The organism is Paenibacillus lignilyticus (assembly GCF_017942085.1).
Taxonomy (GTDB): domain Bacteria; phylum Bacillota; class Bacilli; order Paenibacillales; family Paenibacillaceae; genus Paenibacillus_Z; species Paenibacillus_Z lignilyticus.
In genome coordinates, this window is record NZ_JAGKSP010000004.1 from 241,291 (window position 1) to 259,631 (window position 18,341).

Below are 18,341 nucleotides of genomic sequence, written 5' to 3' on the forward strand. Positions count from 1 at the left end.
GCTAGGTTGTGACCATTGCGCCTCCATTGACATGGACGACTTCGCCTGTTACGTAGCTCGAATCGTCAGATGCGAGGTAGACATAAGCAGGTGCCAGCTCGAATGGCTGGCCGGCCCGCCTCATCGGCGTATCCAGGCCAAAGGTGGAAACGTATTCTGCAGGGTAGCTGGACACGGTAAGCGGCGTCCAGATCGGTCCCGGAGCAACCGCATTTACCCGGATGCCCTGGTGCACCAGAGAGAGGGCAAGGGAACGTGTGAAAGAAACAACGGCACCTTTGGTAGAAGAATAATCGATGAGCAGAGGTGCGCCTTGATAAGCGGTAATGGAGGCTGTATTGACGATCGCGGCTCCGGATTTCATGTGCGGCAGCGCTGCTCTGGTGATATAGAACATGGGGAAAATGTTCGTTTTGTACGTGTCGTACAGCTGCTCCGCGGAAATATGCATAATGCTGGTTTGCGGGAACTGCACGCCTTGGTTAAGGATTAAGACATCTATCTTGCCGTAGGTCCTCATCGTCAGATTGACGACTTCCCGGCAGTGCTGCTCCGATCTTAAATCACCCGGTAGGAGCAGGCAGGTTCTGCCGAGCTGCTCGATTCTCTGTTTGGTTTCGTTAGCATCCCTGTGCTCATATAGATAAGGGATGACGACATGAGCGCCTTCTTTCGCAAAAGCAATGGCAACCGCACGGCCAATTCCGCTATCGCCGCCGGTAATGATGGCCACCTTATCTTGCAGCTTGCAGCTGCCTTTATACGAAGGATTTTCAAATATCGGCCTTGGCACCATCTCATACTCCAGCCCAGGCTGGACAGGCTGATGCTGGGGAGGAAACGCGATCGGCTCTTCTTTGCAGACCGTCTTTTTACCGTAATACGGGTAAACGGGGATCATTGGCTGTGGCTACCTCCTGAAAATAATCAGATGGTGTACTTTATTCATCTGCAGGCGAATGGGTACATGTGCGGAGTTCGAGACTAGAGACTGGGGCCGCGGTGTAGTAAAATAAGGAATAATGCTTGACCAAAAGGAGACTCGCTATGTGCCGTAATATTAAGACGCTGTTCAACTTTGATCCGCCTGCTACCGAAGAAGAGGTTCATGCAGCCGCGGTGCAATTTGTCCGTAAGCTCTCAGGGTTCACTGCACCCTCCAAAGCGAATGAGGCTGCCTTCCACATCGCGATTGACGAAGTTACCGCAGTTGCGCAGAAACTGCTTAGCTCATTGGTAACCAATGCCGAACCGCGCAATCGCCAAGTCGAGATCGAACGCGCCAAAATCCGTTCCGTGAAGCGGTTTGGGACGAAGTAGCCGGTGAAGTGATTCCGGAGGAAGTAGCAACGAATGATGGCTGAGTAGGTCATAATTGAAGCGACGGGAGGCCATTCGATCCGTTAAGCGATTCGGCAATCGGTATCTTCGAATGTCCTCTTTTATCCCAAAACTCTAGCACGCAGAAGTCGAATCCACTATAATTGAAGCATATATGAGTTACATAATTTGTCCTGAAGCACAGGCTGCTCTTCTCGGAGATTTTTCCGGGCGGGCAGCCTATTTTTATTTGTCGGAGGAGTGGGTCATGATGGTGGCGCAAGAGTTCGAGCAGGCATATACGCGTATGATGGAACAAGCGATGGAGAGTGGGAGCGAGGAGCGGAAACGAAGGTTGTCGGAGTACGGAGAGGCAGAGAAAGCTCTGCTTCAGCAGGTGTGGTGGCCGGCAGTCGGGAGCTTAGACTATTTGCATCCCCAGTATGAGCTAGTGGATTTGAAAGGCGGGACGCGCTTCGCAGACTTCGCTTATTGCCCTCCGTTGTCTTATCAGCTATTACTGGAGGTTGACGGCTTTGGGCCGCACTGGCGGGACATTTCTCGTTGGAAATTCGCTGATGACTTGTGCCGTCAAAATCATCTGCTCATCGAAGGCTGGAAACTGCTGCGTTTCGCCTACGACGAAGTCATGGAGAAACCCCGCCGAAGCCAACAAACGCTGCTCATGGGATTAGCCAAATGGGGCGGCATCGCTCGCCCCGCCGGCGAAGAGCTGAGCGTTTACGAGCGAGCACTCCTGCATTTGATGCAGGAGTGCTGGGGGGAACTGACTCCGGTTGCTGCGGCGAAGAAGATGGGGATTTCCAGAGGCTCCGCTGCAAAACACCTTCGTTCACTTGTTAGCAAAGGCCTTCTTGTGACGAAAGTATCTGGGACAGGCAGAATTATGCGCTATAAGCTGTCTACTTCAAATTTGAGTAGCAAAGAGGTCGGAAATGAGCGCATGAAGCGCACGAGGAGATCTACATAGTAGTTAGTTTGGAGAAATGAGCGCATAAAGCGCACTAGGAGATCTACATAGTAGTTAGTTTGGCGAAATGAGCGCATGAAGTGCACGAGGAAATCTACATAGTAGCTAGTTAGGGGGAAATGAGTAAATGTAGCGCACGAGGAGATCTACATAGTAGTTAGTTTGGCGAAATGAGCGCATGAAGTGCACGAGGAGATCTACATAGTAGTTAGTTTGGAGAAATGAGCGCATAAAGCGCACTAGGAGATCTACATAGTAGTTAGTTTGGCGAAATGAGCGCATGAAGTGCACGAGGAAATCTACATAGTAGCTAGTTAGGGGGAAATGAGTAAATGTAGCGCACGAGGAGATCTACATAGTAGTTAGTTTGGCGAAATGAGCGCATGAAGCGCACGAGGAGATCTACATAGTAGTTAGTTTGGCGAAATGAGCGCATGAAGTGCACGAGGAAATCTACATAGTAGCTAGATAGGGGAAAATGAGTGAATGTAATGCACGAGGAGATCTACATGGAAGTAATTTCGGCGTAATGAGCGAATGTAGCACAACAAGAGATCTACATGAGGCAGCGCGCCCGCCTCGGCCGGCCGCCCCGCTGGCCCGTGACATGACCCCGGCCGCACGGGGCACGTCACCGGGCCCCTGCCACCATTTTGGCCTACGGCTCAAAATGGTTTATACTGGGTAAGGAATGCAAAGATGCTGCAAGCATTCGAGGAGAGGCATGCCGATGCTTAATTTTGGGAACTTTTTTACTTATTTGATGGTTGTTAATATACCGCTCGCGATTGCGGTTATATTCATGGAACGGCGAAACGTGGGCGTGACGTGGGCGTGGTTGATGGTGCTTCTCTTTCTGCCTGCGGTGGGGTTCGTGGTGTACCTGGTACTGGGGCAGAACCTGAGCAAGAAGAAGATCTATAAGCTGAACAAACGGACGAAAGAAACGATGAACGCGATGATCGAGAATCAGCGGCGGGAGTTTCGGGATAATCAGGTCGTGTTTAACGACGCGGCAGCGGCGAATTACGCGGATATGATCTATATGAATTTGACGAGCGGTTTTGCGCTGTACACGCAGAACAACAAGGTTGAAATTTATACCGACGGCAATGATAAATTTGGTGCGCTGTTCGATGATATTGAGCGGGCGAGCAGTCACATTCATCTCATGTACTATATTGTGCAGAACGACAAACTGGGCAATCGCCTGCTCGATGTGCTTGCAAGCAAAGCCAAACAAGGGGTCAAGGTCCGATTTCTCGTCGATGACATCGGATGCTCGCTGCTTCCGCGTCATTTCTTTGATCGGCTGCGTGCGGCGGGCGGAGAGGTCGCTTTCTTCTTCCCCTCCAAAATCCCCTACCTCAACATTCGCGTCAACTACCGCAATCATCGCAAGCTCGCGATTATCGACGGGCAAATCGGCTACATTGGCGGCTTCAATATTGGCGATGAGTATTTAGGGCAGGATGAGCGCTATGGGGCGTGGCGGGATTCGCATCTGCGCATTACCGGCCATGCGGTGCTCCAAATGCAGGCGCATTATATGCTGGATTGGAACATGGCGTCCTCGTCACCGATTACAAGGGATGTGCTGGAGCTGTTCCCGCCGACCGCCAATACGGGAAACGCGGGCATTCAGATTGTATCGAGCGGACCGGACCAAACGCTGGAGCAAATCAAGAACGCATATATCAAAATGATCAATTCCGCGAAGGAAACGATCTTTATCCAAACGCCTTATTTTATTCCCGATGAGAGCTTATTGACCGCTTTGAAAATGGCCGTATTATCCGGAATCGACGTGCGCATGATGCTGCCTAGCAAGCCGGATCACAAAATGGTGTACTGGGCATCGTACTCGTACCTGGGCGATTTACTCAGCGAAGGGATGAAATGTTATCTCTATGAGAAGGGCTTCCTTCACGCGAAAACGATCGTCGTGGATGGCCATGTCGCCTCGGTGGGGACGGCCAATGTGGACATTCGCAGCTTCAAATTGAATTTTGAAGTCAATGCGATTCTATATGATACCGAAACGGCGTCACAGCTGAAACGTATATTCGAGGATGACATGAAGGTCTGCTCGGAGCTGACTTATGAAGCCTATACGCAACGATCGACGTTTCACAGATTCAGGGAATCCTGCGTCCGGCTGTTATCACCGATCTTGTAGTGGGTAATACAGATGAGAGCAACAAGGAGTGTGAGAGAGATGATGGACAAGCAAATGGTCATGGAGTGGGCCAAAATGCTGATGAGCTATAAGTTTGCACTGGATGAAATAAGCACGAAACTGACGATTCTCAACGAAGAACTGCAATTCGTTCAGCATTACAACCCCATCGAGCATGTGAAAACACGGATAAAATCGCCGGAGAGCATCGTGGAGAAACTGCAGCGCAAAGGCGTGGAAGTGTCCAAAGAAAATGCGGCCGCGCATATCCGGGATATCGCCGGGGTACGCGTGATTTGCTCGTTCACAACTGACGTCTACCGCGTTTACGAGATGATTCTCAGACAAGGTGATGTGAAGGTCATCGAGGTCAAGGATTACATAAAGGATCCGAAGCCAAACGGGTATCAAAGCTTGCATATGATCATTGAAATTCCGGTATTCCTATCGGATCGCATTGAGCATGTGAAAGTGGAAATCCAGCTGCGGACCATCGCTATGGATTTCTGGGCCAGCTTGGAGCACAAGATCTATTATCAATTTCACGATGACATGCCCGATTCCATTCGCGATCAATTGAAGGAAACAGCCGATATGATCGGTGCGCTGGACAAGCGGATGCTGGGTTTAAAGGAGGAAGTACAGCGCTTCAGTGAAGATGCGCTGCATACCACGACATCCTCGCTTGCGTTGTCTCCGCCGGCACCACCCGCGCAATCAGCGGTACCGACGCCTAAACCGGCACCAAAACCAGCGCCTGTGGCTGCACTTTCACCCAAACCAGCACCTGCGCAGTCGCCGCTTTAGAAGTATCCGAACCGAAAGAACGATACCAACCGGTATCGTTTTTTTTGTTTTTTAACCAAAATCACTAATTATTACATGAAAAATGGAACAAATTTTACCTGTTCTTTCGAGTTTCAATTGATTAGAATGGAGAATATGCTTTTGAGCATCAGAAATAACCGTTTGTTTTGAAAACGCTTCCAGTAAATAGATAGCTCACGTACAGAAGGGAAGGCTTCAGCGATGTTCCGATTCCTAATCCGCAGCATGAATGACATGAAACTGAGAACAAAGCTTATTTTATCCTGTATCGTCGTTGTTTTCGTACCGGTCATGATGGTCGGGGTCTTCCTGACGAGCGAGCTGCGGCATATGGCGCTGGAAAACGCGCTTGAACAGACTGCTGCAAACGTGGAGCGGGTAAAGAAACGGACGGCCGAGGTGATCAATGTCTCGAATGATATTTCTTATCGGATGTCCAATGACAGCCGGCTCGCCGGACTCGCGAATGGTCAATATGAAACCGTTTACGACGTCGTGAAGGCGTACAAGGATTACCCGGATATTAAAGAATACATTCGCTTGTATAAAGAGATTACCAACATCCGTTTCTACATCAATAATAAGACGCTGCTTAACAACTGGGAGTTCATTCAGCCGACAAGCGCCATTATTCGGTCGAAATGGTATCAAACGGCGATCAACAGCAGCGGGCTGATCGGCTGGAACTATATCGAGGATGAACGCGATCATCTGCCCTATTTGAGCTTAATCCGCAAAATCGATTTTCTGAATCAGCATAACATCGGCATACTCGTCATCAATGTGAACGGGCGAATGCTGGATTCGATTCTCAATCAAGAAACCTTCGAGACGATGATCGTGGATGAAGATAATCATATCGTGTCCGCGAACCGTCCGAATCGGGTAGGAAAGACGCTTGCCGATATTTCATTTGATCCGAACGTCGTCGATAAGCAAAGCGGGAGATTCCAAGCGGTCGTGGACGGCAAATCCTCTCAAATTCAAATCGAACAGCTCGTCCCGGCTTCAAGCTTGAACGGGATTCGGATTATTTCGGTCTTTTCCATCGACAGCATCGTGAAGGAAGCCAATCAAATTATTGTGCTGGCGCTGTCGGTTGTTGCGATCAGTCTCGTAGTGGCAATCGGCTTAATCTATGGTTTTGCGACGTTTCTCTCGAATCGACTGCTGCGTCTAAGCAAGCACATCACGAAGGTTGCGACCGGTAACCTCGATATTGCGCTCGAAATTGACGGGAAGGACGAGATTGGACAGCTGTCCAGGCAGTTCAACGCCATGGTGGTCAGCATTAACGAGCTCCTCATCGAAGTACAGGAATCAAACAAGCAGAAGGTGCAAATTCAGTCGAAGCAAAATGAAATCAAATTCAAAATGATGGCCAGTCAAATCAATCCCCATTTCTTATTCAATGCGCTCGAATCGATTCGGATGAAGGCCCATTTGAAGGGGGAGAAAGAGATTTCGAATGTCGTTAGGCTGCTGGGCAAAATGATGCGCAAAAATCTCGAAGCCGGCAATCGAACCGTCATGCTGCGCAATGAAATCGATATGGTTCGCTGTTATTTGGACATCCAGAAATTCAGATATGAAGATCGGCTCATGTATGAACTGCTGGTTGATCCCGCCGCGGATATGGCACCGATTCTTCCGCTTATCATTCAGCCTCTGGTGGAGAATGCCGTTATTCATGGACTTGAGAACAGGGAAGAAGGCGGTCTCGTTCGCGTGAAAGCCGAATTGCTGGGGGATATGATTCACGTCGAAGTCATTGATAATGGCGAAGGCATGGTGCGGGAGAGGCTGGAAGAAGTCCTGCAAACGTTTGGCGATCAAGAGGATGGGGAAGGCAACCGCATCGGGCTTCGAAATGTTCATATGCGGCTGAAGCTTCTCTATGGCAGCGAGTACGGACTCGATATTTGGAGCGAGCCGGGCATTGGAACCAGAGTGCAATTTACGATTCCTATTGGAGGCGATTCTGCTTATGTATAAAGTGCTCATTACAGATGATGAACCTACGATCCGCGAAGGCTTGCGAACGCTAATTGACTGGAACGAACTTGGTTATGAAGTGGTGGACACCGCAGCAAACGGGAAGGATGCGCTTGCGAAATATGATCGGCATAAGCCGGATCTGATGATCGTGGACATTCGAATGCCGGGAATGAGCGGGCTTGAGCTGATAGATCAGCTGCGCAAGAACGAACAGTCCGTTCATGTGCTAATCCTGAGCGGCTATGCGGACTTCGACTATGCCAAGAAGGCGATTGCGCTGGATACGGACGGCTATCTGCTCAAGCCGGTCGACGAGGACGAGTTGGTCGATTATTTGGTCAAGCTGCACGCCACACTGATGCGAGAATCGGCGCAGAAGCTCAAGAGCGAGTTGAAGGAAGTGTGGAATCGCGAGCGAATCGTGCAGTCTTATCTGATTCCGGGCAGTCAGGTGCCAGCTGCACTGCAGGAGAACGAATTGACGGATGCGGACCTTAATTGGGACAGCTATACCGTCGTGCTCCTGAAAATGCAAGGCAAGGGGCATGAGATCGAGCATGGACAGCTGATGAGGCTGAAGGGGCTGTTCGTTCAAGCATTTGAGGAGACGGGTACAGGCGTTGTGTTTACCATGGATTCCTTTATCGGGCTGCTCGCGAAGAAGGATCTGAGCTTGGAGCAGAAGCGGCAGGCATTATTCAAAGACATGGCCGCCCTATTGTCCCAAGAGGACCTGGCATTTACTGCAGCGGCAGGATCAAGCGTGAATCGATTAGAAGATATCGGCAGCTCATACGAGGAAGCGGCGAAGTTCGTCAGCATGCGATTCTTCTATGCGGGTGGTCAGCTAATAACAGCAGAAACGGCACCAATTGCAAAGACTGCTCCAATAATCGACGCAGCGGCTGAAGAAACCGTGTTCGATTGCGGCGAAACGGCTGCAAAGTTGTTTTTTGCCATCGATATCGGGAATGCGAAAGCGATAGCGGAATTGGTTGCGGAGAAGGGCAAATTTCTGTTGGCGTGCGGCAGCTCGGAGCAAACGATAAAAGCTACGCTTGCCGAAATTGTTACCTGCGTGATCAGCAAGCTGTCGCAGCATGATCCTGACATGCAGACAAGGGGAGGGCAGCTCTCTGCCAGCATCCATGCCATATTCGAGCAAACGCACTACAACGAGATGGAGCTGCATGTCATTGCTTTTTTGCAAGGCTTAAAGCCCGAATCGGCAACCGTTGGCACGGGCAAACAAATCAAGAAGATGCTTGATTTGATTCAGCGCAATTATGTGGAGAATTTGAAGCTGGATGCGCTGGCGGCTGTATTTAACTACAACAGCGCCTATCTCGGCAAGCTGTTCAAGAACGAAACAGGCGAATATTTCAACACTTATCTGGATAAAGTTCGGGTCGAGAAAGCGAAAGAACTGCTCACTCAAGGGATGAAAGTGTATCTGGTTGCCGAGAAGGTCGGGTACTCCAATGTCGATTATTTTCATAGCAAATTTAGAAAATACGTCGGAACTTCACCGTCCTCTTATCGGAAAATGTGAGATTTTTATATGATTTTGAGCAAAATTGTTAGGGTATTGAAAACGCTTTATTTTCCTTATCATTAGATCATACAGCAAGGAGGAATTGCTTATGAACTACCGGAAGCCGCGTTTCTGGCACACATTTATGCAGCAAAAATATTTGTATCTCATGTCTCTTCCCTTTATAGCTTGGGTGTTCGTATTCAGCTATTTGCCGCTCTGGGGATGGACGATGGCGTTTCAGAAGTTCAAGCCCGCCAAATCATTTTTCGAACAAGACTGGGTAGGATTGCAGTATTTCAAGGAACTGTTCCAAGACGATTCGTTCTTCCAAGCGCTGCGTAATACGCTTGCGATGAGTGTGATGGGTTTGATTGCCGGATTTACGATTCCGATTATCTTCGCCATCTTGCTCAATGAAGTTCGCATTCAAGTGTTCAAGCGTTTCGTTCAAACGATTTCGTACCTGCCGCATTTCGTCTCATGGGTCGTGGCAGCGGGCATCGTAACGAAAATGCTCTCCACCGATAACGGTGCGGTGAACGACCTGCTAGTCGGTCTTCACATCATCAGCGAACCGATTCAGTTTTCGGCCAAAGGCAATTTGTTCTGGGGGATCGTAACCGCCTCGGATGTATGGAAAGAAACCGGATGGAACACGATCATCTATCTGGCCGCAATTGCCGGCATTGGACCGGAGCTCTACGAAGCTGCAAGAGTGGACGGCGCGAGCAGGCTGCAGCAGGTTTGGAACATTACGCTGCCGGGTATTCGCTCCACGATCATCATTCTCGTTATTATCTCGATTGGTCACTTGATCAGCATCGGGTTTGAGAAACAGTTCTTGCTTGGCAACAATCTAGTCCGCGATTATTCACAAACGCTCGATTTGTATGCGCTTAACTACGGGTTAGGGATGGGACGATATTCCTTCGGTACCGCGATTAACATCTTCAACTCTGTCGTCAGTGTTCTCTTGCTCTTCACGGCTAACGGCATTTTCAAGAAAATTACGAAAGAAAGCATTATATAGGAGGCTGCCAAATGGAAACTCGCTCACTATCCAGCGGTACGCCTTGGTCCGACCGCATCTTCGATATCGTTGTCTATACGGCCATTATCATTGTTACTGTCGCCACGCTCTATCCGTTTCTAAATGTTCTGGCGATCTCGCTTAACGATTCAACAGACAGTGTGCGCGGCGGCATCACCATCTTCCCGCGGCAATTCACACTGAAGAACTACGAAACCATATTTGCCTTCTCCGGGTTAATGACCGGACTCAAAATATCCATTCTCCGGACGATTGTCGGCACGATTCTTGGTCTCATCAGCGCTTCCATGCTGGCGTTCACGCTGAGCCGGGTCGACTTCCAGGGACGGAAATTCGTATCCACGTTCTTGGCTCTCACGATGTATGTATCCGGCGGCTTGATTCCGTTCTACATCCTGATCAAGGATCTTCACATGATGGGCACCTTCGCCGTCTATGTGCTGCCAGGACTTGTTAGCGCATTCAACGTCTTCGTTATTCGGTCCTTTATCGATGGGATTCCTTATGCATTGCAAGAATCCGCTAAGCTCGACGGTGCCAATGATTTCACCATTTACTGGCGCGTCATTCTGCCGCTGACGAAGCCGGCACTCGCCACGATTGCCCTGTTCCTTGCAGTCGGTCAGTGGAACTCTTGGTTTGATACTTATCTGTACAACGGCTCGAAGGATCATCTGACAACGCTGCAATACGAGCTCATGAAGGTCATTCAGAGCACGACAACGAACGTCGATAATTTCCGCGGCCGCAACATGGTCGAGGTGATGGCGCAGATTTCGCCGGAATCCGTAAAGATGGCCATTACGATTATCGTTACGGTACCGATCCTGATCGTATATCCGTTCTTGCAGAGCTATTTTGTCAAAGGGATGACGCTTGGTGCGGTAAAAAGCTAACGGCTCGCTTCGATTCGCCAGACTTTGGTATTAGCAGGTTTCCTGTTTATACAATATAATTTTCACATAATGGGAGGGTTTGCAACATGCAAAGAAAGACAGCCAAAACAGCTTCGATTCTAATGTCGCTCACCATGCTTGCTGGATTACTTGCTGGCTGCGGTGGCAACAACAATGAGAAAAACAACGAAACAAGCAATTCTGCCGTAACAACGGAAGGCAATGCCAATTCGAATGCCGCAAATGCTGATGCTAACAAGGACGCTGCAGCGGAAGATACGTCTCCAATCACGTTCTCCATGTTTGCTGAAGACCCGAATCCGAACTGGAATAACATGCAAGATGAAGTCAGTAAAGAACTTACGAAGAAAACCGGCGTAACGCTGGATGCGGAATTCGCGGTCGGCGATCCGGCGCAGAAGGTAGCGCTAATTGCAACAAGCGGCGAATATCCGGATATCATTTCGGCTAAAGGCGATATCGGCAAACTGGTTGATGCCGGCGCTGTAATCGACCTGACTGATCTGATCGATAAATATGCTCCGAACATTAAGAAAGTACTGGGCGACTACCTGGTGCGCGCTAAATATACGAATGAAGATCAAGCGATCTATGCAATCCCGACTTGGGCAGCAGCAGATGAGCAGCGTTTCGTTGCCGGCGGCGGCTTCGAGCTTCAGCACCGCGTAGTAAAAGAAGCGGGTTACCCTGAGATCCGTACGGTTCAAGACTATGAGAATGTAATCAAATCGTACCTGGAGAAGCACCCGACGGACGAGAACGGCAACAAAAACATCGGTGTATCCTTGAATGCCGATGACTGGCATATGTATATTTCCGTAACGAACCCGGCTGTAGCAACAACAGGGGGTTCCGATGACGGTGAGTATTTCATCAACCAAGATACGCATGAAGCGATCTACCACTTCCGTCGTCCGGAAGAGAAAGAATACTTCCGCTGGTTGAACCATATGAACGATATCGGCTTGCTCGACAAAGAAAGCTTCGTTCAAAAATACGATCAATACAAAGCGAAAGTAGCAACAGGCCGCGTCCTTGGTCTGATCGACCAAGACTGGGATTACAATGATGGCCAACAAGCATTGAAAACAGCCGGCAAGTTCGATCAAACGTATGGTCACTATCCGGTTACCATGTCCAAAGACATTAAAGAAGCATCGTTCTGGCCAACCGGTTTCATGGGCGGCTACGGCATCTCCATCTCCAGCACGAATCCGGATCCCGTTCGTACGATTAAATTCTTGGATTACCTGGCTTCCGATGAATTCCAAGTGCTTAACAACTGGGGTATCGAAGGCAAGCATTACAATGTAGTAGACGGCAAGCGCGTTGTACCGCAAGAAGTACAAGATCGCATCAACAACGACAATACGGCATTCACGAAAGAAACAGGTATCGGCTTCTACTGGAACATGATGGTTCACTACGGCGATGGCGCCAAAGATCCATCCGGCAACTACTACACGAAGAACTTCCCTGAGCAGCTCGTTCTTGGCTACAGCGATGTAGAGAAAGAAACGCTTGCCGCTTACAAAGCAACTACATGGAAAGACCTGTTCCCGAAAGAGGACGAGTTCAAAGTTAAGGCATACGGCGCTGCATGGAACATCTCGATTCCGGGCGAAGATGAAGTATCCATTCTTGGCACGAAGATGAGAGACATCACATGGAAACGTATCCCTGAAGCGATCCTGGCTAAACCAGCTGACTTCGACAAAGTATGGGATGCATACATGGCAGACCTCGACAAAGCCGGCGTGAAGAAAATGGAAGAAGGCTACACTAAATACGTGCAAGACCGCGTTGAGCTTTGGAGCGTGAAGTAAGGATTAGCTAGACATGCAAGACATGCAAGACATGCAAGACAAAATGCCTCTTACACCTTTGTGTGTAGGAGGTTTTTTTGTTGTGCCGAATGGCTTGCAGTCGAATGGCGCATGGGGGGCGGGCTGGTGCTAAGTGGCTGGAAGGTGAGTAGTATTCAGAGAGGGAGTGCTAACGCGGAACAGCGAAAAAGGTAGCAACCACATGCGGAAGAGTTGCTCTGGGGGCAATTTACCTGCACTCCAGTAAAAGAGAGGTATCAGATACCGTACAAAGAACAATAAGAGCCGGTTGTCATCAAAAGAGAGGTACCAGGTACCGCTCATCAAATAGCGAACGCCACTTTGCCGCGCGGGGAGCGCCGCCTATTGAATCAGCCTCCCGACAATGCAATAAACCGACCTATACCTTGGGACGTTCCCGCTAGGTTCGCGCATTCAACCGCCGGCGGTATTCGCCCGGCGTCTGGCCGGTGTGCTTGCGGAACATGCGGTTGAAGAAGCTGACGTCGTTGAAGCCGACGTCCAGGGCAATGTTGAGCACCTTGTTGTCGGTGGTCTCAAGCAGAGTTACGGCATGCCGGATTTGGACGGCGTGCTTATAGTCGAGCAGGCTGAGACCGGTTGTTTCCTTGAACTTGGCGGTGAAGGAAGAGACGCTCATGCCGCATAATTGGCTTAGCTGCTGCAAGGTGAGCGGCTGATAGTAATGCAGCTCCACGAAGTTGACGATGGATTCCATCCATTCTTTATCGCTGACGGCGACGGGCTGCAGCGTTTTGCGGTTCTCGTGATGGAAGCGGCTGAGCCAGACGAGACATTCAATCCACCTTGTCTTGATGATGAGCTGATAGCCCTCCCGCCGCTGGCGGAATTCGTCGTAGATGGTTTGCAGATGCGATTGGATCTGGAGTTTCTGACCGGGCTGAAGGGAGTGATAGGGAACGAAGGATTGCGTTTTGCGCAGAAAGGGAACCAGGTAGAAGAAGTTGACGAACGAAGGCATTTGCTGCAGCACTTCCATCTCGCGCTGAAGAAAGGATGCTTCGAAGAGAACATTGTACACGATCGTTTCCTTCTCCGATGAACAGGTATAGCTGTGATAGACGTTGGGCTCCAGCACAAATACGTCCCCGGCAACAAGCTGGTAGGTATGGCCGGACATTTCATGAAGCGCGCTGCCTTCCACGACGAAGACAAGCTCCACAAAGTCATGCGTATGCGAAGGGATATGCTCCCCCTTCTGGATCGTGTAGCGATCAATATGGAAGGGGAAATTTTCCTGATGGAAGTAATTTTCACCTCGGAATACGGTCATGGGCTCCTCCTGGAGGGGACTTCTATATCAACAATGATTAGGACAATAGAATTGGAAAAGAATATCGAGCGAAACCTTCGGCATTATAGCGATAGCGCTCGCAGATGATATAATCTCGCGGCTGCGGATCAGGCTGCAAAGCGTTCGTCTCAATAAATGCTTCGATAATTTCTCCGGCGCCTTCAAAATCACCATCTTGGCTGGCGGCAACGACACAGCTCTGAGCGGGGACGGTCATGCGCGCAAACCATTCCGGTATTCCTTCAAACGTAGTCACTTCTACGGATAACAGATAAGCATGCGTATTCGGGACATCCTGTTCAGCAGCCTGCGGCCACATCCCATACTGGACGGAAGCATCAATGATCTGAGGCATATGTGCGGCAAGTCCAAGCAAGCTTTCTTTCGCGTGACGGAATTTGCTCCCCATGTCCTGAAGACCAATACAAGGGATGCCGATCAATTTCATTTCCGCATGATCAACAAGTTGAGCCCTCTTCTCCGGCAAAACTGAAATATTCAGCTGTCTCACCCAATCACCTCTAAGGAAGATTCATACAAGTTCATGATAAGGGAACGTTCGTTCTTAGTCAATGCAACAAAATCGAAAGGGACAGCGCAGCCAATTCTGCCCTGTCCCTTGATTCCCACTATACAAACACTTCCAGCATAAGATCGATCGCGCGGTCCGCATCAACGTTAATGCACACGTCAACCGGGGAGCCGGCGACCGGCTTTCTCCGCAGGTCAGCAACGGTCATACCCAGGGTTAGCTCGCCTTTGCATTCCACCGAAAGATGCATTTGCTGCGTCTGCACGATGCCGGGCTCCAGTGCAACCAGCACGGCAAGTGGGTCATGCATAGGCGCACATTGCTGCAAGGCATCCGACTGGCGGTAGAAATTGAAATAGTAGGACATGGACCGATTCAGGAAGCTGACAATCTCGCGATTCTCCGGCTTGCAGGATTGCTCCAGCAGATCCAGATGCGATTGGCGAAGCCGTGTTTGATAGGTGACGTCCAAACCGACCATCGTGATCTTCAAGCCGGATTGGAAGACGAAGTCGGCTGCTTCCGGATCACCCCAAATGTTCGCTTCGGAAGTCGGTGTCACATTGCCGGCAACATGAACGGCTCCGCCCATTAAATAGAGATGCTTAACCTTCGAAGGAAGCTCAGGGTCCTTCTTCAGCGCATGCGCGATATTCGTAAGTCTGCCAAGCGCAACGATAACCAGTTCGTTCTCCAGCTCATCCGCCTTGCGAACGATGAAATCGTCAGCGGGTTCCGAAATTGGACGCTGCGTAGAAGCGGGAAGCTCCACATCGCCGATCCCGTTAACGCCATGAACATGCGTAGGGAATACTTTCACGATGCGTGTAAGGGGCTGTGAAGCACCTTGACTGACGGGAATTTCGTTCTCTCGTCCGGCTAGCTTTAAAATTCGCAATGTATTCTCGGTGGCTTGATCGACGGGAATATTGCCAAAAGTCGTTGTAATCCCTACGATATCCGCCTTTCCTGACTTGATTCCATAGAGGATGGCCAGTGCGTCGTCAATTCCCGTATCGGCATCGATGATCATTTTCAGCTGTTTCATTATGTAACTCCTTATCCAATTGTTAAATCATGCTATAGTCCAGTATAACCTTCCCGGCGCCGCAGCACCAATATTAGGGTGAAAAGTGTTGAACATTTCGACGATGAAAATTAAACTTAATAGTATTCATGCCTTACGAAGTAAGGGCAAAGGAGTAGACGTAAGATGCCGAATGATCGCACGCGCGTAAAACCTGAAGTTGCAGCCTATCTCGAGAGGATCGGCTATGAAGGACCGCTTGACGGCAGTGCAGCAGCGCTCGCCGACCTGCAAGAATGTCATCTTCACACAGTGCCTTATGAGAATTTGGATATTATGAACGGCATCCCGCTGTCCCTGCAAATCGACTCCCTCAAGGACAAAATCATTCACCGCCGCCGCGGCGGTTACTGCTTCGAGCTGAATGCATTGTTCGGCTGGCTGCTGCGGGAGCTGGGGTATCCGGTTACGGATCTCGTAGCCCGTTTCTGGCGTGATGTCGATACATTGCCGCCAAAACGACGTCACCACGTGTTAAAGGTGGAGGCAGAGGGCCGTACCTATTTAGTCGATGTCGGTGTTGGGGGCATCGTACCGAGGCGGCCGATCGAGCTGATTGAGAAGCTGGAGCAGGCACAAGGCGAGGAAGTCTACCGGATGGAACGAGACCGTGAGTTTGGGTGGTTCCTGTGCGAGTTGAAGCGCGGGGAATGGAGCCGTATCTATTCCTTTACAGAAGAACCTCAGCTTGCGGGAGATTATGAATTTGCCACGTTCTGGTGCGAGAATGCGCCGGATTCGGTGTTTAGAAAAGCTCCGATTCTCGCCATTCGAACGAAGGAAGGACGCAATACGGTATCCGGCGAGGAGTTCCGTATTTTCGCAGGTGAAGGTGCGCCTGTTGTATTTAATGCGGCAACGAAAACAGAGTTTGATGCAGCGCTGGAGAAATATTTTGGCATCAAGCTTTAATTGAATCGCGGTCCGGCAAGGCTTCACTCGCAGTCGAATGATTGCAGTAGAGCCTTCTTCGGTTTGTTTACGCCTTCACTTTCCTCATCGCCAGCAGCATGCGGAAGCTGAGCACGGCGAATATCGCAATTCCCCCGCAGAGCAAGAAAGCGAGTCCATAATGATGGACGTAATATTTGACATGCAGCCAGCGATCCCCCAGCAGGAAGCCGATATAAATAAAGAGAACGCTCCAAGACAGCGCACCCGTGTAAGCATATAGCATAAACGTACTGAATTTCAGCCTCGACATCCCTGCCATATAAGCCGTTATGTGGCGAAGGCCCGGTACAAAGAAGCCCAGGATAAGCAGCACATTTCCGTATTTATTCATCCACCCTTGCGCACGTTCAATCTTGGCAGCGGAGATGTGAATTTTGGGACCATATTTGAGCAGGAAAGGGAGACCGAATCGGATGCCGATCAAGTAGCTCAAGGTAATGCCCAGAGCCGAGCCCAGAAAGGCGCATAACACGACAAGCAGTGGATGCAGCGTTCCGTTGCCGGCAAGATAGCCGGAGTACGTGAGCAGCACTTCGTCCGGGACGGGCACACCGACTATACCTAGCGCGAGTGCGAACGTTAATCCGATATATCCATAGCGGAAGATAAGCAGTTCTAATAGATATTCCAAGCGGTGCAGCCTACTTTCTTATGCGGGTTCAAGACTATTTGGTGTCGCTTGAGTACGCTTTTGTTATATGAAAATGAAGTTGTTTTATATTTCTTCCCTTCTCATTATGGACTATACTAGGGTCGAATCCAATTTATCGAAAAAGGTGGCCATCACATTGACACGTAAATTGCGTTGGGGCGTTATCGGCTGTGCCGGAATCGCCGTACACTCCGTTATTCCGGGTACGAAACAATCCGAAACCGGGGAAGTGACAGCGATTGCAAGCCGCGATTTGGCAAAGGCAGAAGAAACCGCAGCGAAGCTCGGCATTGCCAAAGCTTATGGAAGCTATGAAGAAATTTTGAATGATGCGGATATCGATGCTATCTATATTCCACTGCCGAATCATTTGCATATGGAATGGTCCATCCGTGCGATGGAAGCAGGCAAGCATGTCCTATGTGAGAAACCGATTGCGCTTAATGCGGAAGAGGCCGCTCGCATGGCCGATGCCGCTGCGAAGAACGGCGTTCACCTGGCAGAAGCGTTCATGTACCGCCAGCACCCGCGCTATGAAGAGATTCAAGCGATTATCGCTTCCGGCGAAATCGGCGAGCTGCGCGGGATTCACGGCACGTTTACATTCAATAACGCAGGCGATTCCAAGAACGTACGATACCGCAGAGACTGGGGCGGCGGTTCGATCTATGACGTAGGCTGCTATCCAATCAGCGCAGCAAGATTGCTGCTCGGTGCTGAGCCTGAGGCGGCAACCGTACATGCATTGATTTCCCCCGAGCACGACAATGTCGATATGATGGCATCGGGTATTTTGGAATTCCCGAACAGCGTAGCACTGACATTCGATTGCGGCATGTGGGCGGCTTTCCGCAACACGCTGGAAATCATCGGAACTAACGGCCGTATCGAAGTGCCTGAAGCGTATATCGGCAATCCTACTTTCTACGTTCATTCCAAAGACGGCAAGCGCGAAGTGACGCAGCCGCAGCTGAATCAATATGCACTGCAAGCAGATGAGTTTGCCCGTGTAGTATGGGGCGAGAAAGAAGCGGCCTTCACACCTGCCGATGCCGTGGCCAATATGAAAGTTATCGATGCTTGTTTGAAATCGGCTTACTCACGTACTCGGGTTAGCATCTAATTGAAGCAGG

16 protein-coding genes are annotated in these 18,341 nt (G+C 50.0%); 11 read left to right on the plus strand and 5 right to left on the minus strand.

Annotated features, from left to right (window positions below; genetic code table 11):
• Window position 1: 1 nt before the first annotated feature.
• Entirely contained in the window at window positions 2-901 is a 900-nt protein-coding gene (locus I8J30_RS13110; RefSeq protein ID WP_210655265.1) for an SDR family oxidoreductase, read from the minus strand.
• A gap of 146 nt (window positions 902-1,047) precedes the next feature.
• Here I8J30_RS13110 and I8J30_RS13115 point away from each other — a divergent pair, with 146 nt between their 5' ends.
• From I8J30_RS13115 to I8J30_RS13155, 9 genes are all read left to right on the plus strand, one after another.
• Window positions 1,048-1,320, plus strand: a complete 273-nt coding sequence (locus I8J30_RS13115; protein WP_210655263.1) for a DUF2277 domain-containing protein — start codon at window positions 1,048-1,050, stop codon at window positions 1,318-1,320.
• A 268-nt stretch (window positions 1,321-1,588) separates the two neighbouring features.
• Window positions 1,589-2,311 carry a DNA-binding response regulator gene (locus I8J30_RS13120; RefSeq protein ID WP_210655261.1) on the plus strand — a complete coding sequence of 241 codons (723 nt, stop codon included), beginning with the start codon at window positions 1,589-1,591 and terminating at the stop codon, window positions 2,309-2,311.
• Between the two features lie 724 nt (window positions 2,312-3,035).
• A complete protein-coding gene (cls, locus tag I8J30_RS13125; RefSeq protein WP_420831196.1) occupies window positions 3,036-4,490 on the plus strand; it encodes a cardiolipin synthase in 1,455 nt (484 codons plus the stop codon).
• Window positions 4,491-4,529: 39 nt separating this feature from the next.
• Window positions 4,530-5,297 (plus strand): GTP pyrophosphokinase, encoded by a 768-nt coding sequence (locus I8J30_RS33665; protein WP_276316066.1) that lies wholly within the window; start codon window positions 4,530-4,532, stop codon window positions 5,295-5,297.
• A 255-nt stretch (window positions 5,298-5,552) separates the two neighbouring features.
• Complete coding sequence (locus I8J30_RS13135; RefSeq protein WP_240547753.1) at window positions 5,553-7,313, plus strand: sensor histidine kinase; 1,761 nt, start codon at window positions 5,553-5,555, stop codon at window positions 7,311-7,313.
• Window positions 7,306-8,868 carry a response regulator transcription factor gene (locus tag I8J30_RS13140; RefSeq protein ID WP_210655256.1) on the plus strand — a complete coding sequence of 521 codons (1,563 nt, stop codon included), beginning with the start codon at window positions 7,306-7,308 and terminating at the stop codon, window positions 8,866-8,868. The genes I8J30_RS13135 and I8J30_RS13140 overlap by 8 nt, the downstream gene beginning before the upstream one ends.
• Before the next feature lie 91 nt (window positions 8,869-8,959).
• On the plus strand, window positions 8,960-9,883 hold the full coding sequence (locus I8J30_RS13145; protein ID WP_210655254.1) for an ABC transporter permease: 924 nt from the start codon (window positions 8,960-8,962) through the stop codon (window positions 9,881-9,883).
• 11 nt (window positions 9,884-9,894) lie between these two features.
• Window positions 9,895-10,800, plus strand: a complete 906-nt coding sequence (locus I8J30_RS13150) for a carbohydrate ABC transporter permease (RefSeq protein ID WP_210655252.1) — start codon at window positions 9,895-9,897, stop codon at window positions 10,798-10,800.
• A gap of 86 nt (window positions 10,801-10,886) precedes the next feature.
• Window positions 10,887-12,647: an ABC transporter substrate-binding protein gene (locus tag I8J30_RS13155; protein ID WP_210655250.1), complete on the plus strand. Its 1,761-nt coding sequence runs from the start codon at window positions 10,887-10,889 to the stop codon at window positions 12,645-12,647.
• 421 nt (window positions 12,648-13,068) lie between these two features.
• On the opposite strand, the gene I8J30_RS13160 is transcribed toward I8J30_RS13155, so the two are convergent.
• The 3 genes from I8J30_RS13160 to I8J30_RS13170 all read right to left on the minus strand — a co-directional run bounded on the left by I8J30_RS13160 (window position 13,069) and on the right by I8J30_RS13170 (window position 15,563).
• Window positions 13,069-13,962, minus strand: coding sequence for an AraC family transcriptional regulator (locus I8J30_RS13160; protein ID WP_210655248.1), 894 nt, complete (start codon window positions 13,960-13,962; stop codon window positions 13,069-13,071).
• A 37-nt stretch (window positions 13,963-13,999) separates the two neighbouring features.
• On the minus strand, window positions 14,000-14,494 hold the full coding sequence (locus tag I8J30_RS13165; RefSeq protein ID WP_338044787.1) for an effector binding domain-containing protein: 495 nt from the start codon (window positions 14,492-14,494) through the stop codon (window positions 14,000-14,002).
• Between the two features lie 118 nt (window positions 14,495-14,612).
• Window positions 14,613-15,563, minus strand: a complete 951-nt coding sequence (locus I8J30_RS13170) for a nucleoside hydrolase (RefSeq protein WP_240547752.1) — start codon at window positions 15,561-15,563, stop codon at window positions 14,613-14,615.
• 165 nt (window positions 15,564-15,728) lie between these two features.
• On the opposite strand from I8J30_RS13170, the gene I8J30_RS13175 reads away from it, so the two are divergent.
• A complete protein-coding gene (locus I8J30_RS13175) occupies window positions 15,729-16,514 on the plus strand; it encodes an arylamine N-acetyltransferase family protein (protein WP_210655246.1) in 786 nt (261 codons plus the stop codon).
• Between the two features lie 67 nt (window positions 16,515-16,581).
• Here I8J30_RS13175 and I8J30_RS13180 read toward each other — a convergent pair whose 3' ends face one another.
• Window positions 16,582-17,187 carry a DedA family protein gene (locus I8J30_RS13180; protein ID WP_210655244.1) on the minus strand — a complete coding sequence of 202 codons (606 nt, stop codon included), beginning with the start codon at window positions 17,185-17,187 and terminating at the stop codon, window positions 16,582-16,584.
• A gap of 157 nt (window positions 17,188-17,344) precedes the next feature.
• On the opposite strand from I8J30_RS13180, the gene I8J30_RS13185 reads away from it, so the two are divergent.
• On the plus strand, window positions 17,345-18,331 hold the full coding sequence (locus I8J30_RS13185) for a Gfo/Idh/MocA family protein (RefSeq protein WP_240547751.1): 987 nt from the start codon (window positions 17,345-17,347) through the stop codon (window positions 18,329-18,331).
• Window positions 18,332-18,341 lie beyond the last annotated feature (10 nt).

Coding starts and splice junctions, on each gene's coding strand:
- I8J30_RS13145 (WP_210655254.1), top strand. CDS start 8,960: ATGAACTACCGGAAGCCGCGTTTCTGGCACACATTTATGCAGCAAAAA.
- cls (WP_420831196.1), top strand. CDS start 3,036: ATGCCGATGCTTAATTTTGGGAACTTTTTTACTTATTTGATGGTTGTT.
- I8J30_RS13155 (WP_210655250.1), top strand. CDS start 10,887: ATGCAAAGAAAGACAGCCAAAACAGCTTCGATTCTAATGTCGCTCACC.
- I8J30_RS13110 (WP_210655265.1), bottom strand. CDS start 901: ATGATCCCCGTTTACCCGTATTACGGTAAAAAGACGGTCTGCAAAGAA.
- I8J30_RS13135 (WP_240547753.1), top strand. CDS start 5,553: ATGAAACTGAGAACAAAGCTTATTTTATCCTGTATCGTCGTTGTTTTC.
- I8J30_RS13160 (WP_210655248.1), bottom strand. CDS start 13,962: ATGACCGTATTCCGAGGTGAAAATTACTTCCATCAGGAAAATTTCCCC.
- I8J30_RS13150 (WP_210655252.1), top strand. CDS start 9,895: ATGGAAACTCGCTCACTATCCAGCGGTACGCCTTGGTCCGACCGCATC.
- I8J30_RS13170 (WP_240547752.1), bottom strand. CDS start 15,563: ATGAAACAGCTGAAAATGATCATCGATGCCGATACGGGAATTGACGAC.
- I8J30_RS13115 (WP_210655263.1), top strand. CDS start 1,048: ATGTGCCGTAATATTAAGACGCTGTTCAACTTTGATCCGCCTGCTACC.
- I8J30_RS13175 (WP_210655246.1), top strand. CDS start 15,729: ATGCCGAATGATCGCACGCGCGTAAAACCTGAAGTTGCAGCCTATCTC.
- I8J30_RS33665 (WP_276316066.1), top strand. CDS start 4,530: ATGATGGACAAGCAAATGGTCATGGAGTGGGCCAAAATGCTGATGAGC.
- I8J30_RS13140 (WP_210655256.1), top strand. CDS start 7,306: ATGTATAAAGTGCTCATTACAGATGATGAACCTACGATCCGCGAAGGC.
- I8J30_RS13120 (WP_210655261.1), top strand. CDS start 1,589: ATGATGGTGGCGCAAGAGTTCGAGCAGGCATATACGCGTATGATGGAA.